At 60.2% G+C, this 21004-nt stretch carries 20 protein-coding genes and 1 tRNA gene; 10 read left to right on the top strand and 11 right to left on the bottom strand.

All coding sequences use genetic code 11. The features are described 5' to 3' along the window. Positions 1-124 precede the first annotated feature (124 nt). Positions 125-200: transfer RNA gene (locus QMZ29_RS19540), tRNA-Ala, on the top strand. A gap of 118 nt (positions 201-318) precedes the next feature. Here QMZ29_RS19540 and QMZ29_RS19535 read toward each other — a convergent pair. Further along, positions 319-1506 (bottom strand): NupC/NupG family nucleoside CNT transporter, encoded by a 1188-nt coding sequence (locus tag QMZ29_RS19535; RefSeq protein ID WP_004936373.1) that lies wholly within the window; start codon positions 1504-1506, stop codon positions 319-321. Positions 1507-1883: 377 nt separating this feature from the next. Between QMZ29_RS19535 and QMZ29_RS19530 the strand changes: the two genes are divergently transcribed. Beyond that, on the top strand, positions 1884-3119 hold the full coding sequence (locus QMZ29_RS19530) for an Nramp family divalent metal transporter (protein ID WP_060433782.1): 1236 nt from the start codon (positions 1884-1886) through the stop codon (positions 3117-3119). A 41-nt stretch (positions 3120-3160) separates the two neighbouring features. Here the strand turns inward: QMZ29_RS19530 and QMZ29_RS19525 are convergent, their stop codons facing one another. Further along, positions 3161-3571, bottom strand: coding sequence for a DUF2502 domain-containing protein (locus tag QMZ29_RS19525; protein WP_025303761.1), 411 nt, complete (start codon positions 3569-3571; stop codon positions 3161-3163). Positions 3572-3794: 223 nt separating this feature from the next. After that, the gene (gene mgrA / locus QMZ29_RS19520; protein WP_060433780.1) at positions 3795-4784 is read right to left on the bottom strand and encodes an L-glyceraldehyde 3-phosphate reductase; all 990 of its coding nucleotides are present in this window, start codon (positions 4782-4784) and stop codon (positions 3795-3797) included. A 188-nt stretch (positions 4785-4972) separates the two neighbouring features. Here mgrA and QMZ29_RS19515 point away from each other — a divergent pair, with 188 nt between their 5' ends. Then, positions 4973-6634 (top strand): alpha-keto acid decarboxylase family protein, encoded by a 1662-nt coding sequence (locus QMZ29_RS19515; protein WP_261426113.1) that lies wholly within the window; start codon positions 4973-4975, stop codon positions 6632-6634. Here QMZ29_RS19515 and QMZ29_RS19510 read toward each other — a convergent pair. Then, the gene (locus QMZ29_RS19510) at positions 6631-7500 is read right to left on the bottom strand and encodes a LysR family transcriptional regulator (RefSeq protein ID WP_025303758.1); all 870 of its coding nucleotides are present in this window, start codon (positions 7498-7500) and stop codon (positions 6631-6633) included. The genes QMZ29_RS19515 and QMZ29_RS19510 overlap by 4 nt on opposite strands. Positions 7501-7597: 97 nt before the next feature. Here QMZ29_RS19510 and QMZ29_RS19505 point away from each other — a divergent pair, with 97 nt between their 5' ends. Then, positions 7598-8050 carry a multidrug/biocide efflux PACE transporter gene (locus QMZ29_RS19505; RefSeq protein WP_049300106.1) on the top strand — a complete coding sequence of 151 codons (453 nt, stop codon included), beginning with the start codon at positions 7598-7600 and terminating at the stop codon, positions 8048-8050. 66 nt (positions 8051-8116) lie between these two features. Continuing rightward, positions 8117-8809, top strand: a complete 693-nt coding sequence (locus QMZ29_RS19500) for an aspartate/glutamate racemase family protein (RefSeq protein WP_060433779.1) — start codon at positions 8117-8119, stop codon at positions 8807-8809. On the opposite strand, the gene QMZ29_RS19495 is transcribed toward QMZ29_RS19500, so the two are convergent. Further along, positions 8806-10053, bottom strand: a complete 1248-nt coding sequence (locus QMZ29_RS19495; protein WP_025303755.1) for an ion channel protein — start codon at positions 10051-10053, stop codon at positions 8806-8808. The genes QMZ29_RS19500 and QMZ29_RS19495 overlap by 4 nt on opposite strands. A 310-nt stretch (positions 10054-10363) precedes the next feature. On the opposite strand from QMZ29_RS19495, the gene glk reads away from it, so the two are divergent. Then, a complete protein-coding gene (gene glk, locus QMZ29_RS19490) occupies positions 10364-11326 on the top strand; it encodes a glucokinase (RefSeq protein WP_060433777.1) in 963 nt (320 codons plus the stop codon). A gap of 70 nt (positions 11327-11396) precedes the next feature. On the opposite strand, the gene QMZ29_RS19485 is transcribed toward glk, so the two are convergent. Beyond that, positions 11397-12626 (bottom strand): L-lactate MFS transporter, encoded by a 1230-nt coding sequence (locus QMZ29_RS19485; protein WP_060433775.1) that lies wholly within the window; start codon positions 12624-12626, stop codon positions 11397-11399. 397 nt (positions 12627-13023) lie between these two features. Here QMZ29_RS19485 and QMZ29_RS19480 point away from each other — a divergent pair, with 397 nt between their 5' ends. Beyond that, a complete protein-coding gene (locus QMZ29_RS19480) occupies positions 13024-13356 on the top strand; it encodes a DUF2502 domain-containing protein (protein ID WP_025303752.1) in 333 nt (110 codons plus the stop codon). Between the two features lie 4 nt (positions 13357-13360). Here QMZ29_RS19480 and QMZ29_RS19475 read toward each other — a convergent pair whose 3' ends face one another. The 3 genes from QMZ29_RS19475 to QMZ29_RS19465 form a co-directional block, all read right to left on the bottom strand. After that, complete coding sequence (locus QMZ29_RS19475) at positions 13361-14095, bottom strand: LytR/AlgR family response regulator transcription factor (RefSeq protein WP_025303751.1); 735 nt, start codon at positions 14093-14095, stop codon at positions 13361-13363. Then, positions 14092-15783 (bottom strand): sensor histidine kinase, encoded by a 1692-nt coding sequence (locus QMZ29_RS19470; protein WP_147824234.1) that lies wholly within the window; start codon positions 15781-15783, stop codon positions 14092-14094. The genes QMZ29_RS19475 and QMZ29_RS19470 overlap by 4 nt, the downstream gene beginning before the upstream one ends. A 99-nt stretch (positions 15784-15882) precedes the next feature. Next, complete coding sequence (locus tag QMZ29_RS19465; RefSeq protein ID WP_049203742.1) at positions 15883-17127, bottom strand: DUF1479 domain-containing protein; 1245 nt, start codon at positions 17125-17127, stop codon at positions 15883-15885. Positions 17128-17295: 168 nt separating this feature from the next. Between QMZ29_RS19465 and QMZ29_RS19460 the strand changes: the two genes are divergently transcribed. The 3 genes from QMZ29_RS19460 to QMZ29_RS19450 all read left to right on the top strand — a co-directional run bounded on the left by QMZ29_RS19460 (position 17296) and on the right by QMZ29_RS19450 (position 19819). After that, complete coding sequence (locus QMZ29_RS19460) at positions 17296-17835, top strand: GNAT family N-acetyltransferase (protein WP_060433771.1); 540 nt, start codon at positions 17296-17298, stop codon at positions 17833-17835. A 119-nt stretch (positions 17836-17954) separates the two neighbouring features. Continuing rightward, entirely contained in the window at positions 17955-19184 is a 1230-nt protein-coding gene (gene alaC, locus QMZ29_RS19455; protein ID WP_016926818.1) for an alanine transaminase, read from the top strand. A gap of 110 nt (positions 19185-19294) precedes the next feature. Continuing rightward, positions 19295-19819: a cytochrome b gene (locus QMZ29_RS19450; protein WP_060433767.1), complete on the top strand. Its 525-nt coding sequence runs from the start codon at positions 19295-19297 to the stop codon at positions 19817-19819. Positions 19820-19885: 66 nt separating this feature from the next. On the opposite strand, the gene ypdK is transcribed toward QMZ29_RS19450, so the two are convergent. Next, a complete protein-coding gene (ypdK, locus tag QMZ29_RS19445; protein WP_099782600.1) occupies positions 19886-19960 on the bottom strand; it encodes a membrane protein YpdK in 75 nt (24 codons plus the stop codon). A 558-nt stretch (positions 19961-20518) separates the two neighbouring features. After that, positions 20519-20956: a type II toxin-antitoxin system HicB family antitoxin gene (locus QMZ29_RS19440; RefSeq protein ID WP_261426135.1), complete on the bottom strand. Its 438-nt coding sequence runs from the start codon at positions 20954-20956 to the stop codon at positions 20519-20521. Positions 20957-21004: the final 48 nt, after the last annotated feature.

Genomic DNA, 21004 nt, shown 5'->3' with positions numbered 1-21004 from the left:
CAGCTGGGAGAGCGCTTGCATGGCATGCAAGAGGTCGACGGTTCGATCCCGTCTAGCTCCACCAACCTTCTTCTCAGAGAGGTTGGGGAATACCGTAACGCCGGTCAACGCGTACCACTTTTGTGGGGCTATAGCTCAGCTGGGAGAGCGCTTGCATGGCATGCAAGAGGTCGACGGTTCGATCCCGTCTAGCTCCACCACCATTTAAAAAGCCGACCTTAGGGTCGGCTTTTTGCTTTTCGTCATTTATCCTTCGCCGAATGCCAAGCAATAAAAAAGGCGCCCGCAGGCGCCTTGTTATCGTCGTCGGTTCGAGGCTTAGCCCAGCACCAGACCCGCGATGGAAGCGGACAGGATGCTGACCAGCGTAGAGCCGTACACCAGCTTCAGACCAAAGCGCGACACCACGTTGCCCTGGTGTTCGTTCAGGCCCTTGATCGCACCGGCCACGATGCCGATGGAAGAGAAGTTGGCGAAGGACACCAGGAACACCGACAGGATCCCCAGGCTGCGCGGCGACAGCTCGGCAGAGACTTTCTGCAGCTCCATCATGGCCACGAATTCGTTGGAAACCAGCTTGGTCGCCATGATGCTGCCGACCTGCAGGGCTTCGTGTTTAGGAATGCCCATGATCCAGGCGAACGGATAGAAGAAGTAACCGAGGATTTCCTGGAAGCTCAGGCCGAAGATAGCGCTGAATACGCCATTGAGCGCGGCGATCAGGGCGATGAAACCAATCAGCATCGCGGCGACGATAATCGCTACTTTGAAGCCGGCCAGGATGTATTCACCCAGCATTTCGAAGAAGCTCTGGCCTTCGTGCAGATTGCCCAGATGCAGCTCTTCTTCTTTATTGGTGTCGTACGGGTTGACCAGCGACAGCACGATAAAGGTGCTGAACATGTTCAATACCAGTGCCGCCACCACGAACTTGGCGTCCAGCATGGTCATGTAGGCGCCGACGATAGACATGGACACCGTAGACATCGCGGTTGCCGCCATGGTGTACATGCGCTTTTCCGACATCTTGCCCAGGATATCCTTGTAGGCGATGAAGTTTTCGGATTGGCCCAGGATCAGCGAGCTGACGGCGTTGAACGACTCCAGCTTGCCCATGCCGTTCACTTTCGACAGCACGGTACCGATAATGCGGATGATGAAAGGCAGCACTTTGATGTACTGCAGAATACCGATCAGCGCCGAAATGAAGACGATCGGGCACAGCACCTTCAGGAAGAAGAACGCCAGGCCTTTGTCGCCCATGCCGCCGAACACGAAATCAGTCCCTTGTCCCGCAAACCCGAGCAGTTTGTCAAACAGCGCGGCGAATCCTTTTACGAAGCCCAAACCCGCTTCCGAATGCAGGAAAAAGTAGGCCAGCAGTACTTCGATAACCAGTAATTGAATAACATAGCGAATGCGGATGCTTTTACGATCGCGGCACACCAACAGGGCCAGGATCGCCACCACTACTATCGCCAACGCAAAGTGCGCAATATGGGACATGTTTGCTCCAAATTTGAGGCAGGCTGAATTTCGGCTGTCATTTTATGTAACGCTACGTTTAAAAACGAGACTTCTATTGCAAATATGGAAAATCATAGCGGGAATTCTCCTAAAGTGTTGCGCAAAAGCATAAAAAATCAAGATGTTAACGCAGAGATAGGAAATTCGTATTCTTGTGCTAACCTGTCTTTCAGGGGTATTGCAGCTAAAATCCCATCCCAAAAGCACGGAAATCGGCATGCTTGGTGTCGGACCCTTCGATAAAACCATTAATGTTGGCTATTACAGAGATAAGTTTTACCGCTCTAAATGCGCTTGATAATTATTATCATTTATATAGAGTGGAGATAAACGTAATTTCAGTAAGGGTTCAACATATGCTGAACAGTCGCGTGGTTGAAACCACCCCCGGTCGCTCCGCCAGAAAAATCAAACTCTCGCTGATGGGGCCCGCCTTCATCGCCGCTATCGGCTATATCGATCCCGGCAACTTCGCCACCAACATCCAGGCCGGCGCCTCGTTCGGCTACAGCCTGCTGTGGGTGGTGGTCTGGGCCAACGTGATGGCGATGCTGATCCAACTGTTGTCCGCCAAGCTGGGCATCGCCACCGGAAAAAACCTGGCTGAGCACATTCGCGATCGCTTTCCGCGGCCGGCGGTGTGGGCCTATTGGGTGCAGGCGGAGATCATCGCCATGGCGACCGACCTGGCCGAGTTTATCGGCGCGGCGATCGGCTTCAAGCTGCTGCTCGGGATTTCCCTGTTGCAGGGCGCGGTGCTGACCGGGATCGCCACCTTTTTAATTTTGATGCTGCAAAAACGCGGGCAAAAGCCGCTGGAGCGGGTGATTGGCGGCCTGCTGCTGTTCGTCGCCGCCGCTTACATCGTCGAGCTGGCATTCTCTCAGCCGCAGCTTGCGCCGCTGCTGAAGGGGATGGCGCTGCCCGATCTGCCCAACGGCGATGCGGTATTTCTGGCCGCCGGGGTATTGGGCGCCACCATCATGCCGCACGTGATCTACCTGCATTCGTCGCTCACCCAAATCGGCGGCGAGCATGACAAGGCGGAGCGCTATGCTGCCACCAAAGTCGATGTTGCCGTGGCCATGACCATCGCCGGTTTCGTTAACCTGGCAATGATGGCCACCGCCGCCGCCGCGTTTCATTTCAGCGGCCACAGCGGCATCGCCGATCTCGACGTGGCTTACCTGACGCTGCAGCCGCTGCTCGGGCAAGCCGCCGCCACCGTGTTTGGCCTGAGCCTGGTGGCCGCCGGTCTCTCCTCTACCGTGGTGGGCACGCTGGCGGGGCAGGTGGTGATGCAGGGGTTCGTGCATTTCCATATCCCGCTGTGGCTGCGTCGCGCGGTGACCATGCTGCCGTCGTTTATCGTTATCATGCTGGGAATGGACGCCACGCGCATTCTGGTGCTGAGCCAGGTGCTGCTCAGCTTCGGCATTGCGCTGGCGCTGGTGCCGCTGCTGGCTTTCACCGGTAATCGGGCGCTGATGGGGGAAATGGTCAACGGCCCGCTGGTGCAAAACCTGGGCAAGCTGATCGTACTGGTGGTGGTGGGATTGAACGGCTACCTGCTGATCGGCAGCGTGCTGTAGGCAAAAAAAACGCGGGCCGGCATTACGCCGGCCCGTCGTCGTTAATCGCGGTCGTCATCGCCGTGGCGGCGCCAGCGATCGCGGTCATGATCGTGGTGGTGCTTTTTCTCTTTCTTCCAATGGTGCTTATCGTAATGCTTGTCGTATTTACGATAGCGTCCTTCATGATAGTAATAGTGTTTGCGCCAGTAGTCGCGGTCGCGCCAGCGATAGCCGTCCCAGTAGTAACCGCGACGGCTGCGGTCGCCGAGATAGCGCCCCTGATGGCCTTGCCACCAGTCGCGATCGCGCCAGTCGTAACCGTCCCAGTAACGGCCGCGATTGTCCTGATCGCCGATGCGCAGTGAAACGCCCGGCATCAGATCGATGCTGATCCCTTCGGCGTGTGCTTGCTGTGCGGCGGGTAGTACCGTCGCCGCCAAGATGGCGGCCAAGAGCAGAGGTTTAAACATGGCTTCTCCTTCCCGCTTGCGCGGCTTGGCCGTTTGTCACTTTATGAAGCGCGTTCATCAGTTTAAAAAAGCGGCCTTATCGTTATTTTGCTGCAATATCGGCATCATAGCGCCAGCGCATAGGGTTGAATCTGAGAGCCACTCTGAAAACGGTGCGGGAGTTCAAGATTTGAGATTTTTCTGGGGTCTCGCCGCTCGATTGAGCGGCGGAATTTGTAAACGATTACAATAAGATTTTCTCGATCTGCGCGAGCTCTTCTTCACTGAAGTGACGATTGGCCAGCATGCCCACCGCGTCTTCTATCTGCGCATTCTTACTGGCGCCGATCAGCACCGAGGTAACGCGATCGCCGCGCAGCACCCAGGCCAGCGCCATCTGCGACAGCTTCTGCCCGCGTTGCCGCGCCAGCGCATCGAGGCGGCGCACCTTGTCCAGCCGCTCGTCGGTCAACTGCTCCGGCTGCAGGAAGCGGCTGCCGCTGGCGGCGCGGGAATCTTGCGGGACGCCGTGCAGGTAGCGGTCGGTCAGCAGGCCGCCCGCCAGCGGCGAGAAGGCGATCGAGCCGACGCCATGCTCCGCCAGCGTATCCAGCAATTCCGCCTCCGGCGTGCGTTCCAACATCGAATACTTGGGCTGGTGGATCACGCACGGCGTACCGAGCCGCTGCAGAATGTCGAACGCCTGCCGCGCGCGCTCGGCCGGGTAGTTGGACAGGCCGACATACAGCGCTTTGCCCTGGCGCACCAACAAATCCAGCGCCGCCATGGTTTCTTCCAGCGGCGTGTCCGGATCCGGCCGGTGGTGGTAAAAGATATCCACATACTCCAATCCCATGCGCTTCAGGCTCTGATCGAGGCTGGCGACCAGGTACTTTTTCGAGCCCCAATCGCCGTAGGGGCCGGGCCACATGGTGTAACCGGCTTTGGATGAGACGATCAGCTCATCGCGCCAGGCCCGCAGATCGGCGTTGAGAATGCGGCCAAAGTTCTCCTCGGCGGCGCCGGGCGGCGGGCCGTAGTTATTGGCCAGATCGAAATGGGTAATGCCGCGATCGAAGGCGCAGCGGATCAGGCCGCGGGCGTTGTCATACAGCGTGGCGTCGCCGAAGTTGTGCCACAGCCCGAGCGAGACGGCGGGCAGCTTCAGCCCGCTGCGGCCACAGCGCCGGTATTCCATATCTTGATAACGCGTAGGGGAGGCTTGGTAGGACATAGTTATCCTTGTCGGCGAGAGGTGAAGTGCTTTGAGTGTATACGTTTCCACACCACGCTGCCGGGGGAGCGATCACAGCGCCGGCATGTAACGCCAGGTTGCCGTTCGATGCCGGAGCGTTTGTTCGAAATTTGAACGGCATCTTCGATAATTAAGATAATCGCTCCAGCTGCAGACAGGTGATGATCATGACTCAGACCTATACGGTGGCCGATTATCTTCTCGATCGTCTGGCCCAAATCGGCATCCGTCATTTCTTCGGCGTGCCGGGGGATTACAACCTGCAATTTCTTGATCATGTTCTCGCTCATCCGCAAATCACCTGGGTAGGCTGCGCCAACGAATTGAACGCCGCCTACGCCGCCGATGGCTACGCGCGCTGCAAACCGGCGGCCGCGCTGCTCACCACGTTTGGCGTCGGCGAGCTAAGCGCGTTGAACGGGGTGGCCGGCAGCTACGCCGAATACCTGCCGGTGATCCACGTGGTCGGCACCCCGGCGCAGCGCGCCCAGCGCGCCGGTGATTTGTTGCATCATTCGCTGGGGGATGGCGACTTCACCCACTTCGCCCGGATCGCCAAAGAGGTGACCGTCGCGCAGGCCAATCTGACCGCCGATAACGCCGCGATGGAGATAGACCGCCTGATCGGCGTCGCCTTGCTGGAACATCGCCCGGTTTATCTGATGTTGCCCAGCGACGTCGCGCAGGCGCCGCTGCCGAGTAAACCGGCGCCGCTGATGCTGCGCCAGGCCAAACTGTCGCAGAGCGCATTGCAGGCATTTATCGCCGCGGCGCGCGAAAAGCTGCTGTCGGCGCGGCGGGTGTCATTGTTGGCGGATTTCCTGGCCGATCGCTTCGGCGCCGAAGGGGCGCTGGACGAGTGGCTGCAGGAGGTCGACATTCCGCACGCTACGCTGCTGCTCGGCAAGGGCGTGCTGGATGAAAACCGCGCCGGTTTTGTCGGTACCTACTGCGGTGGCGCCAGCGATCCGGCGGTGAAACAGCTTATCGAAAACGCCGATGTGGTGATCAACGTCGGGGTGCGTTTGACCGACACCATTACCGCCGGTTTCACGCATCATCTGCCGGTGGAAAAATGCATCGATATTCAGCCGTTTGAAGCCTGGGTTGGGCGGCGGTGTTTTAGCCGCATCCCGATGCGCGAGGCGGTACAGGCGCTGCATCGCCTGAGTCTGTCGCTGGCGTCGCGTTGGCCGTTGCCGCCGATCGTCCGCCCGGCCCTGCCGGAAGGCAATGGGGAAGGGTTGGATCAGCACGCCTTCTGGCGGCAGATACAGGATTTCCTGCGGCCGGGGGATATCATGCTGGCCGATCAGGGCACTGCCTGTTTCGGCGCGGCGGCGCTGACGTTGCCTCGCGGCTGCCGGCTGATCGTGCAGTCGCTCTGGGGATCGATCGGCTATACCCTGCCGGCGACGTTCGGCGTGCAGACTGCCGAACCGGAGCGTCGGGCAGTATTGCTGATCGGCGACGGCGCCGCGCAGTTGACCGTGCAGGAACTGGGATCGATGCTGCGCGACGGGCTTAAGCCGGTGATCTTCGTGCTGAATAATCAGGGCTACACGATCGAGCGTGCGATCCACGGGCCGGAGCAACGTTATAACGACATCGCGCACTGGAACTGGACGCAGTTGCCGCCGGCGCTGGCCGGTGAGCGGCCGGTAAAGGCGTTGCGGGTTAGTGATCCGGACGGATTGCGCCAGGCGCTGCGTGAGGTAGCGGACGACGAACGGCTGGCCTTCATCGAAGTGATGCTGCCGAAGATGGACATTCCGGAACTTCTCGATACCGTCTCCCGCGCCATTCAGGCGCGCAACGCCGCCGCTTAGGGCAGGGTATCGCCCAGTAGGCGCTCCAGCATCCAGAACCCCGCCGGGCCCGGCGGGGTCAGTTTGGACCATACCGCATCCACCGAAATCAGTTTTGGCCAGCCGCGCGGCCGCAGCTGGGTGAGCCTGCCGTGGCCGTATTGCTGCACCAGCCAGTGCGGCAACACCGCCCAACCGAATCCTTGTTCCGCCATCTCCAGCAACAGCAGATAGCTGGGCGCCGACCAGACCAGGCCACCCTGTCTGGCCGCTTCGGCGCCGGTGTAGGTATTGAGGATCAGTTGGCGGGTGCTGGACAATTGCTCTGGCGTCGGCGCGGCGACCTGCGCCAGCGGATGCTGATGGGCGACGAACAGCCCCATTTCGGTCTGCTCAGGCAGCCGGGAGAAGGCGATATCCGGCGGATAACGTTTTTGCACTTCCACCATGCCCAAATGTGCGCGGCCGCTCTGCAGCAGATCGATAACGTCGCCTTCCTCGGCGATCATCCATTCCAGCTCAATTTCCGGGTAGCGCTGTTCGAACAGCTGCATTAACCGATCGTGATGCTTGGGCTGGTAGGTATCGGAAAACACCATGCTCAGGCGCGGTTCAACCTCGCCCGCCAGCTGAATGCTCAGGGCGTCGAGCCGTTCGCTGGCCGCGAGGATCGCCTGTACGTGCCCCAGCACTTTGCGGCCGGCGGCGGTGAGCACCGGCTGGCGCGCGCTGCGATCGAACAGCGTCAATGCCAGGTCGGCCTCCAGATTGGCGATGGCGGTGCTGACGGTGGATTGGCTTTTACGCAGCTTGCGCGCGGCGGCGGAAAATGAGCCGAGGGCGGCGGCTTCCACGAACGCCTGTAACGCTTCCGGTGAATAGTGCATATGTATCTACTTTATCGATGGAACCTATTTTTAATCTACCCAAAAAAACGATGATAATCACCTGGCTTTCGCAACAACTGTTGAAAAAAGGTGATGTATGCAACTGCAAAACAAGTCTCTCATTGAACGTATCGTCCACGCCGTCGGTTTCGAGGCCATCGCCGTGATGGTTTGCGCCCCGCTGGGCGCGTGGTTGTTGAACCGCTCAATGGTGCAGGTCGGTGCGTTGGCGGTGATGCTCTCCACCGTCGCGATGCTGTGGAACATGGTTTACAACACGGTGTTCGACCGCCTGTGGCCGGCCAGCCGGGTGGTGCGTAACCTGAAGGTGCGTGCGCTGCACGCCGTCGGCTTTGAAGCCGGTTTTATCCTGATCGGCGTGCCGATCGCCGCCTGGATGCTGAGTATCTCCTGGGCGCAGGCGTTTATGCTGGAAATCGGTTTCTTCCTGTTCTTCCTGCCGTACACCATGGCCTATAACTGGCTGTACGACACGCTGCGCCAGCGCTGGTTCGAAGCGCGCCAGCCGATCAATTCCGGCGCCAAATAAGGCGTCGTCAGCCCGGCGATTCTCAGGTAAGGTCAGAGGATTGTCGGAAATGCTGAGGAACGAATGATGAAAGTGTTGGGTCTGCTGGGCGGCATGAGTTGGGAATCCACCATTCCGTATTACCGCACCATCAACGAGCAGGTAAAGGCGCGCCTCGGCGGGCTGCATTCGGCCAAAATCGTGCTCTACAGCGTCGATTTTCAGGAAATTGAACGCTTGCAGCATCAGGGCGATTGGGATGGTGCCGGCCGGCTGCTGGCCGAGTCCGCCGTGGCTTTGCGCGCCGCCGGCGCCGAAGCCATCGTGATCTGCACCAACACCATGCACAAGGTGGCGGAGGCGGTCGAGCAGGCCAGCGGCCTGCCGCTGATTCACATCGCCGACGCCACGGCGCTGCAGGTGCGGGAAAAAAACATTCGCCGCGTCGGGCTGCTGGGTACGCGTTTTACCATGGAGCAGACCTTCTACCGCGGCCGCCTGCAGGAATTGCACGGCATTGATGTGGTGACGCCGCTCAGCGCCGATCGTGACATCGTGCACCGCATCATCTATGACGAGCTGTGCCTCGGTAACATTCGCGACGCCTCGCGCGATGAGTATCGCCGGATCATCAGCGACCTGGAGCAACAGGGCGCGCAGGGGATTATTTTCGGCTGCACCGAGATAGGGTTGCTGGTGAGCGAGCGGGATGCGTCGGTGCCGGTGTTCGACACCACCGCGATCCACGCCCGCGCCGCCGCGGCGTTCGCGCTGGACTAATCGTCGTGCGGCGGTTGCCGGCGGTTCACCAGCATCAGCGGTTTGCCTGCCAGCGTCAGCCAGGCGGGCAGCATCACGATGCATAAGACGGGCAGCAGGTGCAGATCCGGCACCACCGCCACCGCCATGAACAGGCTGAGCCAGCCGTCGCGCGTGACCACCAGCACCAGCCCCATGATGGCGCAGGAGACGGTGATCGCCGCCGGCACCGCCGGAACGTGCTGGTGCAGCATCAGCCCCAGCGCCACCCCGACGAACACCGCCGGGAAGATGCGCCCGCCGCGAAAGCCGCTGGCGGCGGCGATCACCAGCGCCGCCAGCTTGGTCAGGGTAACGGTCAACAGCGCCGGCACCGAATAGTTGCCGTCTGCCGCGAGGCGCTTCATTTCATCCAGCCCTTTGAACAGGGTAATCTCTCCGCCCACCAGCGCCAGCAGGCCCAGCACAAAGCCACCCAGTCCTAACATCAACACCGGATTCTTCATCGAATGGAACAGGCGGTGAACGTGTGGGAAGCACCACAGCGCCACCATGCCGAGCGCGATGGCGATCAGCGCCACGATGGCGCCGCTGAAGATGTCCGGCAGTCGCGTTACGTCGTAGGCGTCGAGCTGCAGGGCGAAATTGGGTACGAAGAACATCTGGGTGGTGACCGCGCCGGCGGCGGCGGCCACCAGCGGGGCGAACAGCCGATCCCACAGCGGCGTTTCGTTATTGCCCGCCAGGGTTTGCGAGAAGATCAGTGCGGCGGCGACCGGCGTGCCGAACATCGCGCCGATGGTGCCCGCGGCCGCCAGGATGATCCAGTCCATGCGCGGCACCTTCGGCAGCAGGCGCGCCCCCGCCGCCGCCACCAGCGCGATATTGATGGCGGTGATCGGGTTTTCCGGCCCCAGGCTGACGCCGCCGGCCAGGCCGACGATCAGCGCCAATCCCAGCCCCGGCAGGGCGGAGAGCGGCAGCGGCATGCCGATCAGCGATTCCGTCGCCGGATCCGGCCCGGCGTGGCCCGGCATGTAGCGCACGATCAGGCCGACCGCCACGCCGGTCAGCGTCAGCATGCCGAGCGGCCACCAGGGTGCCTGGGCATCCAGGCTCAGCGCGTCGGGCAGCGTCACCCACAGCCATTGCTGCAGCGTAGCGGCGACTTTCATCATCAATAGCAGCACCAGACTGGAGGCGGAACCGATAATCAGCGCAGGCAAAGCAAAGGCCAACATGGCATTGGCGCGCGGATGCAGCATGGATAATCCCTTGTCGATGCCTCCATGCAGGGCAGGGAGAGCGGGTGGTTGGGCAGTGGCCACAGCTTGCCAGACTATCGGCGAGCAGGCACGCATTGATATTGCCCGGCGTCGATGACGGTTAACAGTCGCGGCGGCGCGTTTTTTGCCGCAATTTGTTTCAAATCGCGGCATCACGGGCAAGCTGAAACGTTTTTTGTGATCCGGATCGCTATTGGGGCGCAGATCCGAGGCGGGTGATTGTTGTTTTCGCAGCAGGATTTTACAGTGTGGGCAGCTTTTTATTTTTCATTTTGCGGAGACGAAATCAATGACCTATGCCCTCGTGGGTGATGTTGGCGGCACCAATGCCCGCCTGGCGTTGTGCACTGTTGCGACGGGTGAGATTACCCAGGCGAAAACCTATTCCGGCCTGGAGTTCGACAGCCTGGAGGCGGTGATCCGCCACTACCTGAAAGCGTGCGATATCGAGGTGCAGGATGCCTGTATCGCGATCGCCTGCCCGGTGACGGAAGACTGGGTCGCGATGACCAACCACAGCTGGGCGTTCTCTATCAAAGAAATGAAGGCCAACCTGGGGTTGAGTCATCTGGAAGTGATCAACGATTTCACCGCCGTCTCGATGGCGATCCCGATGCTCTCGCCGGACGACGTGCTGCAGTTTGGCGGCGGCGATGCGCAGCCGGGCAAACCGATCGCGGTGTACGGCGCCGGCACCGGGTTGGGCGTCGCCCACCTGGTGCACGTCGATCGCCGCTGGGTCAGCCTGCCGGGCGAGGGCGGCCATGTCGATTTCGCGCCGAACAGCGAAGAAGAGGACATTATTCTGGAGGTGCTGCGCGGTGAAGTGGGGCACGTTTCCGCCGAGCGCGTGCTGTCCGGGCCGGGCCTGGTCAACCTGTATCGCGCTATCGTCAAGGCGGACAATCGCCTGCCGGAGAAATGGGAGCCGAAGGACATCACCGAGCGGGCGCTGGCCGACAGCTGCATCGACTGCCGCCGTGCGCTGTCGCTGTTTTGCGTGATCATGGGGCGCTTCGGCGGCAACCTGGCGCTGAATCTGGGCACCTTTGGCGGCGTGTACATCGCCGGCGGCATCGTGCCGCGCTTTATGGAATTCTTCAAGGCCTCGGGCTTCCGCGCCGCTTTCGAAGACAAGGGGCGCTTCCGCGACTATGTGCGAGACATTCCGGTGTTCATGATAACCCATGGCCAACCGGGCCTGCTGGGGGCCGGCGCGCATCTGCGCCAGACGCTGGGCATGCAGCTGTAAGCAACGCGGCGGCACGATAAAAAAAGGGGCGCAACCCACAGGTTGCGCCCCTTGTCGTTTTCGTGGGGTATCAGGCTTTGGCCAGCTCCGCCGTTTGGGCGGTTTCTGCCGTTTCCGCTGCCACCGCCTTCGGCGCTTTGATGAACAGCGTAATCAGCAGAGAAGCGGCGGACAGGACGCCAATCACCATAAAGGTGGCGTGGAAGCCGCCGAAGTATTTGGCGACGAACGAACCGGCCAGCGCGCCCAGGCCGAAGCCCTGGTAGATGATGCCGTAGTTCTTGCTGTGGTTTTTCAGGCCGAAGAAGTCGCCGACAATCGCCGGGAACACGGTGATGTTGCCGCCGAAGCAGAAGGCCACCGCGCCGACGCAGATGAAGAACAGCGTGTGGTTCAGAGTCATGAAGCTCAGGGCGACAATCGCCAGCACGGTAACCAGCATGGTGAAGCTGATGACGCGCATGCGGCCCACTTTATCGGACAGCGTACCCAGGATGATGCGGCCGGCGGTGTTGAAGATGGCGACGGCGGACACGGTGTTGGCGGCGGTGGCCAAGTCCATCCCGGCCAGTTGAACGCCCATGTCTTTCACGATGCCAATCAGATACAGACCGCTCATGCAGGCAGCGAAGAAGATGGTGAACAGCAGGTAGGCTTCTTTGGTGGCCAGCATCTGACGCACGCTGTAGTCGTTACCCAGACCGTTGGCGCCTGGTTGTGCGGCGTTGGTCGCCAGCACCGGCTCTTTCAGCAGCAGGGAGCCGACGACGATCAGGCCCATCACGATGGCACCCCAGTAGAAGAAGGCACCGGAAACGCCGACGTCGGCGATCAGGGCGGCGTTGACGTATTTGAACAGCAGGCTACCGCTGCCGAAGGCGCCGACGGAGATGCCGGAAATCAGGCCTTTGTTGGCGGGGAACCACTTAATCAGGTTGGACAGGGTGGAGATGTAGGCGATACCGACCGCAAAGCCCACCACCACGCCGGCCAGCAGGTAAATCATGTCAAGCGAGCTGACGTGGGCGCTGGCGATGAGACCCAGGCCGACCAGGATGCCGGAACACAGCGTCAGATTGCGGATGCCGAAGCGTTCTTGCAGCTTGCCGGCGAACAGCGTGGCGAAGGCCAGGAAGAAGCTGGTGATGGAGAAGGTGGTGGCGACGTCTGCCAGCCCCCAGTGGAACTTGTCGACCAGCGGCTGGTTGAACAGGCTCCAGGTGTAGATGGTGCCCAGACCCATCTGACAGATGATGGTGCCGAGAACGATTAAGCTGCGATTTGCCGGTTTGGTGTTCATGGCCGGTCTCCTTCCTGTGTGTGCGTTGCCGGGCGTGAGCCGTTGGCTGAAATTTGCGGGGTGAATCTGTGTTCCCGCGGTATGGGCTTATTATATGGCCGGCACCCCCGGCGGGCGGCGGATCGGGAATGAGTTGCACGACGGAAGGAATGAAATGCATGTTATGCGGCGTGAGTTGCCGTTTTTGCGCCGAAAAGCGCGTGAAATGCCGGGGGTGACACGTGATCTACATCAAAGATATCAACGATTTATTGTTAATCGGCGGTGAACGATTGTGGTGAAATTGTGAAGGATGCGTCTGAAAGGCGTAAATCGGCATTGCGCCTATAGAGCGGCGATGAGCGCGGGACTATGTTATCTGCGATCGGACGAGGTCCGCTCTGCAGGAGTCCATGAAATGAAAAAAACGCTGTTGTTACTGGCCGCGCTGCTGGCGCTGCCGCTGGCGAGCCAGGCCGACGTGTCCATCGGCGTGAACGTGCCGGGCCTGTCGTTGCATATCGGCGATCGCGATAATCGCGGCCACTACTGGGACGGCTATCGCTGGCGCGATCCGCGTTGGTGGGCCGATCATCACCGGTATGAACGCCCGCGCGGGTACTATTACGGCCCGCCGCCACGGGTGATTTACTACGGGCCACCGCGGCGCGACTGGCGAGATCGGCCGCATTACCGCATGCCGCCACCGCCGCCGCCCGGCTATTACTACCGTCCGGGCCCGCGCTGGTAAGCGCTTACAGGCGCATCAGCTTGCGGAACTCTTTCACCTTGCTGCGGCTGACCGGCACTTCAAACTCGAGATCGCTCAGCCGCAGAATGTAGGTATTGTTGAACCAGGGGACGATCTCGCGGATCTTCGCCAGGTTAACGCAGTAAGAGCGATGGCAGCGGAAGAAATGTTCTTCCGGGAGCCGGCCGTAAAACTCGGTGATGTTCATCGGCATCACGAACTCTTCCCGGCGGGTATAGACCCGCGTCACCTTTTCATCGGCGGCGGCGTAATAGATGTCGTTGATGTCGGTAACGATGATCCGCTCGTCTTTGATCAGGTTGATGCTATGGCTGCCGCGGCTCGGCGCGCTGGCCGGCTCCGTCGCGCCGGCGGGGCGATGGTGCAGCGCCTCCAGCTTTTGCAGCATGGTGACGATGCGCGCCTCGTGATAGGGCTTGAGGATATAGTCGAACGCTTCGATCTCGAACGCTTCCACCGCGTGCTCTTTATAGGCGGTGATGAACACGATCGACGGGCGATGCGCGAATTTACTGATGTTTTGCGCCAGCAACACGCCGTCCAGCGACGGGATGTTGATATCGAGGAAAATGGCGTCGACCTGGTGAGTCTGCAGGTATTTGAGGACGTCGAGGCCATCCTCGAAGGTGGCGACGATATCGATATTGCTGTGTTTCTTGATCAGGTAGCTGAGTTCTTCCTGCGCGAGGAATTCGTCTTCCACGATGATGGCTTTCATGAGGCCTCCCCGACCGGCGGCGCGCTCGGCTCCTGATGCAGCTTGCCGCCGTTTTTGCTGATGTAGAACGCGATTTCGGTGCCCGGCTCCAGGCGGCGGATATGCAGCCCTTCACCGTACAGCAGCGACACGCGGTGATGCACGTTGAGCAGGCCGATATTGTGGCCCGGCATTTCGTTGCGCGCCACCCGATCGATGGTTTCCTGGTTGATGCCGTGGCCGGTATCCTTCACCGAAATCTTCACCCGGTCGCCCTGATCTTTCACCGCGATCACCACCACCCCTTTCCCCTTACAGGGCTGGATGCCGTGCACGATGGCGTTCTCCACCAGCGGCTGGATCAGCAGGCTCGGAATGCGCACCGAGACATCGTCGTCGATGTCGTAGATCACCGTCAGCTTGGCGCCGAAGCGGGCCTGTTCGATGGCGATATAGTCCTGAATCTGATGTAACTCCTTGCGGATATCGATCAGTTCGTCGTTCAGCTCCAGGTTGTAGCGCAGGTAGCGCGACAGGTTAATGATCAGCTGGCGCGCGGTGTCCGGATTCAGGCGAATAGAGGAAGAGATGGCGTTCAGCGCGTTGAACAGGAAGTGCGGGTTAATCTTGCTCTGCAGCGCGCGCATTTCGGCCTTGTCCGCCATCTGGCGCAGGTGCTCGATGCGGGACACTTCCATCTGCGTGGAGATGATCTGCGACAGCCCGACCGCCATCACCTTCAGCGTGTTGGTGATCTGGTGGGCGTGGCAGTAGTAGATTTTTAGCGCGCCGGTCACTTCGCCTTTTTCCCACAGCGGCACCACCAGCTGCGAATGGATCTGCGGCGCCGCCGGGTTTTCCAGGTTGTTCTTGATGATGATTTTGCCGTGGCGAATGCTTTCGCGGGTGACGCGGCTCAGCCCTTCGCGGCCGATCGGGTAGGCTTCGCGCCCTACGCCGACGTAGGCCAGCACCTGATGGGTATCGGTGATCGCTACCGCGTCGGCGCGGATGTCCTGGCGGATGATATCGCAGATGGTGGCCAGCGATTCGCTGTTGATGTTGCGGAAATAGGGCAGCGTCTTGTGGGCGATATCCAGCGCCAGCTTAGCCTGGCGCGCGGCGATCACTTCTTTCTCATCCTCGACGCTCTGCACCAGCAGCACGATCAGGCCGATGCACACCGTGCCGAGGATCATCGGCAGGGCGATCTGCGACACGATGTCCAGCCCAAGCTCGGTCGGCTTGGCCCACAGCACGATCAGCAGCATGGTGAGGGATTCGCACAGCATGCCGCCGACGATGCCGGCACGCCAGCGCTGCTCTTTTTTCACCCTGAGGTTGATGTAACCGGCGCTGATGCCGGCGATGATGCTGGTGATAAGACAGGGCACCGACGTGATGCCGCCGATATCGATCAGATAGCGGTGCACGCCGGCGACGATGCCGGTGACGATCCCCACCCAGGGGCCGAACAGGATGCCGCCGGCCATGATGGCGATGACGCGCACGTTAACCAGCGATCCTTCGACGTTGATGCCGGAGTAGGTGCTGAACAGCGCGAACAGCGAGAAGATCGCCGTGACGATGCCGAGCTCGAGCGGCGTATGGTCTTCTTTTTGCAGCAGTTGGCGGAACAGCCGGGTGCGGGTCAGGAAAAACAGACAGATCAACATCAGCGCGGCGCGATCAAACACCGCCAACAGCATTTCAAAAAAAGGGTGCACGACGGGTTCTCGCTGCGGCCTACGGATGGCGGCAGTATACCACAGCGAAAGGGGCCCGTGGCGTGCGCCACGGGCGGGGGATTAGCCCATGCCGAGCTGCGCTTTGCCCAGTGGCGTCAGCAGGTCGACGGTGGCGCGGCCGTCGAAATCCACCTCGAAGTCGTCAGGGGCGAAGTCTGGTGGCGTTCTGCCGTCGATAAAGCTCGGCAGCTGGCGCTGCAGATAGGCGTCGTTTTTCTCGCAGCCCGGCGCGGCAGCGATGTACATCACGTTGCTGTCGAACTCGCCGTTATGCTCGTTCTCCACCGCGTGGATCACATCGCAGTGCCAAAAGACCGTGTCGCCCGGCTCCAGATCGGGAATGGGGGAAATCCCACTTAATAAAAGGGGATGCCACTTTTCCGAGATCGACAGCGCGCGGCCCGGTGCCGCATCGCACAGATCGTCGTCGGCGACGTCGTCCTGCAGCGCGCGCAGCAACACATAGGCCATGGCGTTGGCGATCGGCACCAGGTTCAGCGTGCCGGCGTTGGTGCGCTGCGGCGTCAGCGCCGTCCAACCCTGGAAGGTGCGGAACATCGAGCAGACCGCCGGGGAGGCTATTTCGCGCACCTCGGTGCGGCCGTCGGCGGCGAAGGGATCGTACTGCTGCCAGTCGCCGGAGAAAACGTGGCGATATACATAGCGGAAGTTTTCGTCCAGCCAGCGCTCAATGGTGCCGCTGTCGACGTGCGGTGACAGGCCCAGCGACGAGGAGTTCGGCGGGCGGCGGCGGGTGCGATCGGCGTAGGTGGCGACGCGGGTCGGATCGAAATGCTGTTTGCCGTTGCTCTCGGTGGCCCACAGGCTGTTGAGGAACACCTGCACCGCATGCATGCGCGCATCCTGCCGCGCTTCAACCTGCGGTTTTGACCAATAGATGCCGTAAATCTGCGGCTTGCTGGCGGCCAACTTGCCGAAATAGTTGTCTTCGGCGGCGTTTTTCAACCGTTCGACGAAGTTGTTGCGCTCAAGGTAGTCGCCGATTTCCCGGTTCCAGCCTTCGGCCTTGGCGCGGGGGAACACGCCGCGAATGGCGCAGGCGCCGCGCTGTTTGATCAGCGCTATTTGTTGCTCGCTGACGCGCTGCTGCAGGATATCTTCTGCGTCGATCTGCGGCACCGGATTATGGCCGGCGGCCAGCTCGCGGCGGATCTGTTCGACCTGGCCGCGGATGTTCTCTTCCAGCGCTAGAAAGACGTCGCGGTAGTTCGGCAATGCCTGGCGCAGCTGGCGCTTGACGTTAACGATCGTCTGCGGAATATCGTCGATGACTAAAGAGGCCATGGTGTTCTCCTGGTGCCGCGTGGATAACGGCGGCGGGCAGTTGTAGGGAATCGGGCAAGACGTTAAGGTTTTGTGGTTTTAACGTGAATGATTATCGGCAACCAATCGGGGAAAATAAAGAGACATCTTTCATTCGTAAGTTCCTCTTTTTCGTTTTTCGGAGATTTTATGAAGCTGGTCACTGAACGTCTGCACTTACAGTCGATAACCGTCGAGGATTGGCCGCTGTTTCTGCGCCTGTACCAAGATCCCGAGGTGATCCGTTACATCTCCGATCCGCGCAGCGAAGCGGAGATCCGCGCTCGGTTCGAAGAGCGGCTGCCGGCCTGGGACAAACACGGCGAGCAGTGGTTGTGTCTGGTGATGCGTGAGAAGCACAGCGGAGAGGCGGTGGGCATTACCGGCTTTCGTCCGCACTGGGCGCCGTATCGGCAGGCGGAAGTGGGATACGGGAGTTTGCCTTCCGGGCAGGGCAAGGGCTATGGCAAGGAGTCGCTGCGGGCGGTGCTGGATTTTGCGGTGAACGCCTGCGGTTTTCACAAGCTGACCGCCACCGTGACCGCCGGTAACGTCGCCTCGCGCGGCCTGCTGGAGTCGTGTGGTTTCCAGCTGGAAGGCACGCTGCGCGACAACTACCGTCTGGCGGATCAGTGGTGCGATGACTGGCTGTTCGGGCTGTTGGCGGCGGAGTTTCAGGGCGGCAAATAAAAATATCGCGCCAGGTATCGACAAGCTCGTCGGCGCTGCGCTATGTTCGATATTCGGTCAGTTCGCTGGCCAGCGTCGCTCGGACGGTCCGGGCGCTAACGTCTATCGAGGAATCCCCTATGGCTGATAACAGTCCACAGCGCCGTTTTACGCGCATTGAACGCCTTCCCCCTTACGTATTCAACATCACCGCCGAACTGAAGATGGCCGCACGCCGTCGCGGTGAGGATATTATCGACTTCAGCATGGGGAACCCCGACGGCCCGACGCCGCCGCACATCGTGGAAAAACTGTGCGCCGTCGCCCAGCGCGACGATACCCACGGTTACTCTACTTCGCGCGGCATTCCACGCCTGCGCCGTGCCATTTCGCGCTGGTATGCCGATCGTTATCAGGTGGATATCGATCCGGAAAGCGAAGCCATCGTCACTATCGGTTCGAAAGAGGGGCTGGCGCACCTGATGCTGGCGACCCTTGATCACGGCGATACGGTACTGGTGCCGAACCCCAGCTACCCGATCCACATTTACGGCGCGGTGATCGCCGGCGCCCAGGTGCGCTCGGTGCCGCTGGTGGACGGTGTGGATTTCTTCGGTGAGCTGGAGCGCGCCATTCGGGAAACCATTCCGCGCCCGAAAATGATGATCCTCGGCTTCCCGTCCAACCCGACCGCGCAGTGCGTAGAGCTGGATTTCTTCGAGCGGGTAGTGGCACTGGCCAAGCAGTACAACGTGCTGGTGATCCACGATCTGGCCTATGCCGATATCGTCTATGACGGCTGGAAAGCGCCGTCGATCATGCAGGTGCCGGGGGCGAAAGACATTGCAGTGGAGTTCTTCACCCTGTCGAAAAGCTACAACATGGCCGGCTGGCGCATCGGTTTCATGGTCGGTAACCCTGAACTGGTCAGCGCGCTGGCGCGCATCAAGAGTTATCACGACTACGGCACCTTTACGCCGCTGCAGGTGGCGGCCATCGCCGCGCTGGAAGGCGATCAGCAGTGCGTGCGCGATATCGCCGAGCAGTATCGGCAGCGCCGCAACGTGTTGGTGAAGGGGCTGCACGAGGCCGGCTGGATGGTGGAAAACCCGAAGGCGTCGATGTACGTATGGGCGAAAATTCCCGAGCCTTATGCCCACCTCGGTTCGCTGGAATTTGCCAAACGCCTGCTGGCGGAAGCCAAGGTCTGCGTCTCGCCGGGCATCGGCTTCGGCGACTACGGCGATACCCACGTGCGTTTCGCGCTGATCGAGAACCAGGATCGCATCCGCCAGGCGGTGCGCGGCATCAAGGCGATGTTCCGCGCGGACGGGCTGCTGAAACCGGGCAAGGCCGGCAGCGCCAAATAATCCTGTCAGGCCGGGCGTTCGCCCGGCCTTATTTTTTCCGTCCCAAGGTTTTCTTCATCATTTCCCCATTATGCTCAATTACGCTGAATTTTATTTTTTGGATAGAGTGTATGAGCAACCGCTACGCGCGATCGCAAATCGTTTTACATTGGCTGACTTTGCTGATGGTGATCCTCACCTATGCGGCGATGTTGCTGAAAGACTCGGTGCCGGAAGCGTGGGCGCCGATGGTCAAAAATCTGCACTTTAATTTTGGGGCTTCGGTTTTTGCCCTGATGCTGATTCGGTTGGCGGTGCGCGCTTTCCACGCGACGCCGCCGACCACGCCGCCGCTGGAGGAATGGCAGGAAGTGGGCGCCAAGATCTTCCATTGGCTGCTGTACGTGGTCTTCCTGATGTTGCCGTTGCTGGGCATGTTAACCCTGGCCTACGGCGGGAAATCGTGGTCTTTGCTGGGCTGGCCGATGCCGCAGTGGGTGACGCCGGATCCGGTGATGCGCAGGCTGGTCAAAACGGTTCATGAGACGCTGGCGAATATCGGCTACTTTATCATTGGCGCACATGCGTTGGCGGCGCTGTTTCATCACTACCTGCGTAAGGACGACACCTTGCGCCGCATGATGCCGGGCAAATGATCGTTAACAGAAACGACAAAGGGACGCTTGCGCGTCCCTTTGGCTGTGTTCCTGGTCTGGCTACCGTCAGGCAACCATCAACATGAAGGTGCCAACCCAGGCAACCAGCATGAATGACACGCCCATCAAAAAATATTTCACTGAACAACTCCTGTCTGGAGTCCTCGCCAGCAATGATCCCGATTGTTGTGCTGAGTATTTTATGGGCAGCCTGCTTGTCGGGCGGATTCTTCCAAGCGAAAGAACAACGTCCTCGAGCGCGGGCTGTCCGGTTGTCGCGCCTCATGCTCCGTGAGGTAAAATCCGAACCGCGACAGGATCGGCGCTAATGTACTCTCAATACTGGTCTGATTTCAATACTGTGTTTTTTATCACAATTTTCGGCTGTTTTTTGAACAGGGCGCGCTGTTTTATAACGCTTTTTATGGGCGGGCGACAGGAACTAGCCCGCCGTGGCGGGCTGTTAAATAGGGGATGAAGCAATGCAGCGGCGGGCGCTCAGGCGACGGCGTTGATGCCGGTCGCCAAAATGACCCAAAAAACGAGACAAGACAGCAGAATAACGGCCCAAATATGACGGCGACTCCACTCCATTTTTAGCCTTCGTTGTTGCGACAAGTGATTAGGTAACGATCACATCGGCGCGAATGGAGGAAAATTTAGCCCCTGCGGATAATATTTTGCTTACCTGTTGCTAACCTATTGGCAAACTTCACTTATCGTCACGCGCACTTCGTAGCCCAGCAGATACAACGCCTGCTCCAGCGCTTCAACCTTCGAGGCGTAGCCGATATCCAGCAACCGCTCCATTTGCCCGCCGTTGAATCCCAGCTTGCGCGCCAGCGCCGCTTTGCCGGTGTTTTTGCGTAGCATGGCATTGTGCAGTTCGATCTTCAGCGTCACCAGCGCCGGCAGGTGTACTTTCAAGTCATCGGTTTGCGCAGGAGAAGGGGCGGGCAGAGGCAGACCTTCATCCATCGCGGCGGCGATGGCGGCCAGCAGGCTTTCCTGCGCTTCCAGCTCGATGTCTTCGCGTTTATAGCAGGCAGATTGCCACTCGGGGAAGTCGTGGAAACCGATCTGCCAGGCGTCGCTGTCGCTATCGAAGGTGTAATGGGCGGGGTAGTGGCTGTACATGGCAATCCCTGATTGAAACCTGAATGAGGCGCTATTGTGACGGCGCGG

Source organism: Serratia sp. PF-27 (genome assembly GCF_030053255.1).
Classification (GTDB): domain Bacteria; phylum Pseudomonadota; class Gammaproteobacteria; order Enterobacterales; family Enterobacteriaceae; genus Serratia; species Serratia bockelmannii.
This window is presented reverse-complemented; position numbering and strand designations above follow the sequence as displayed.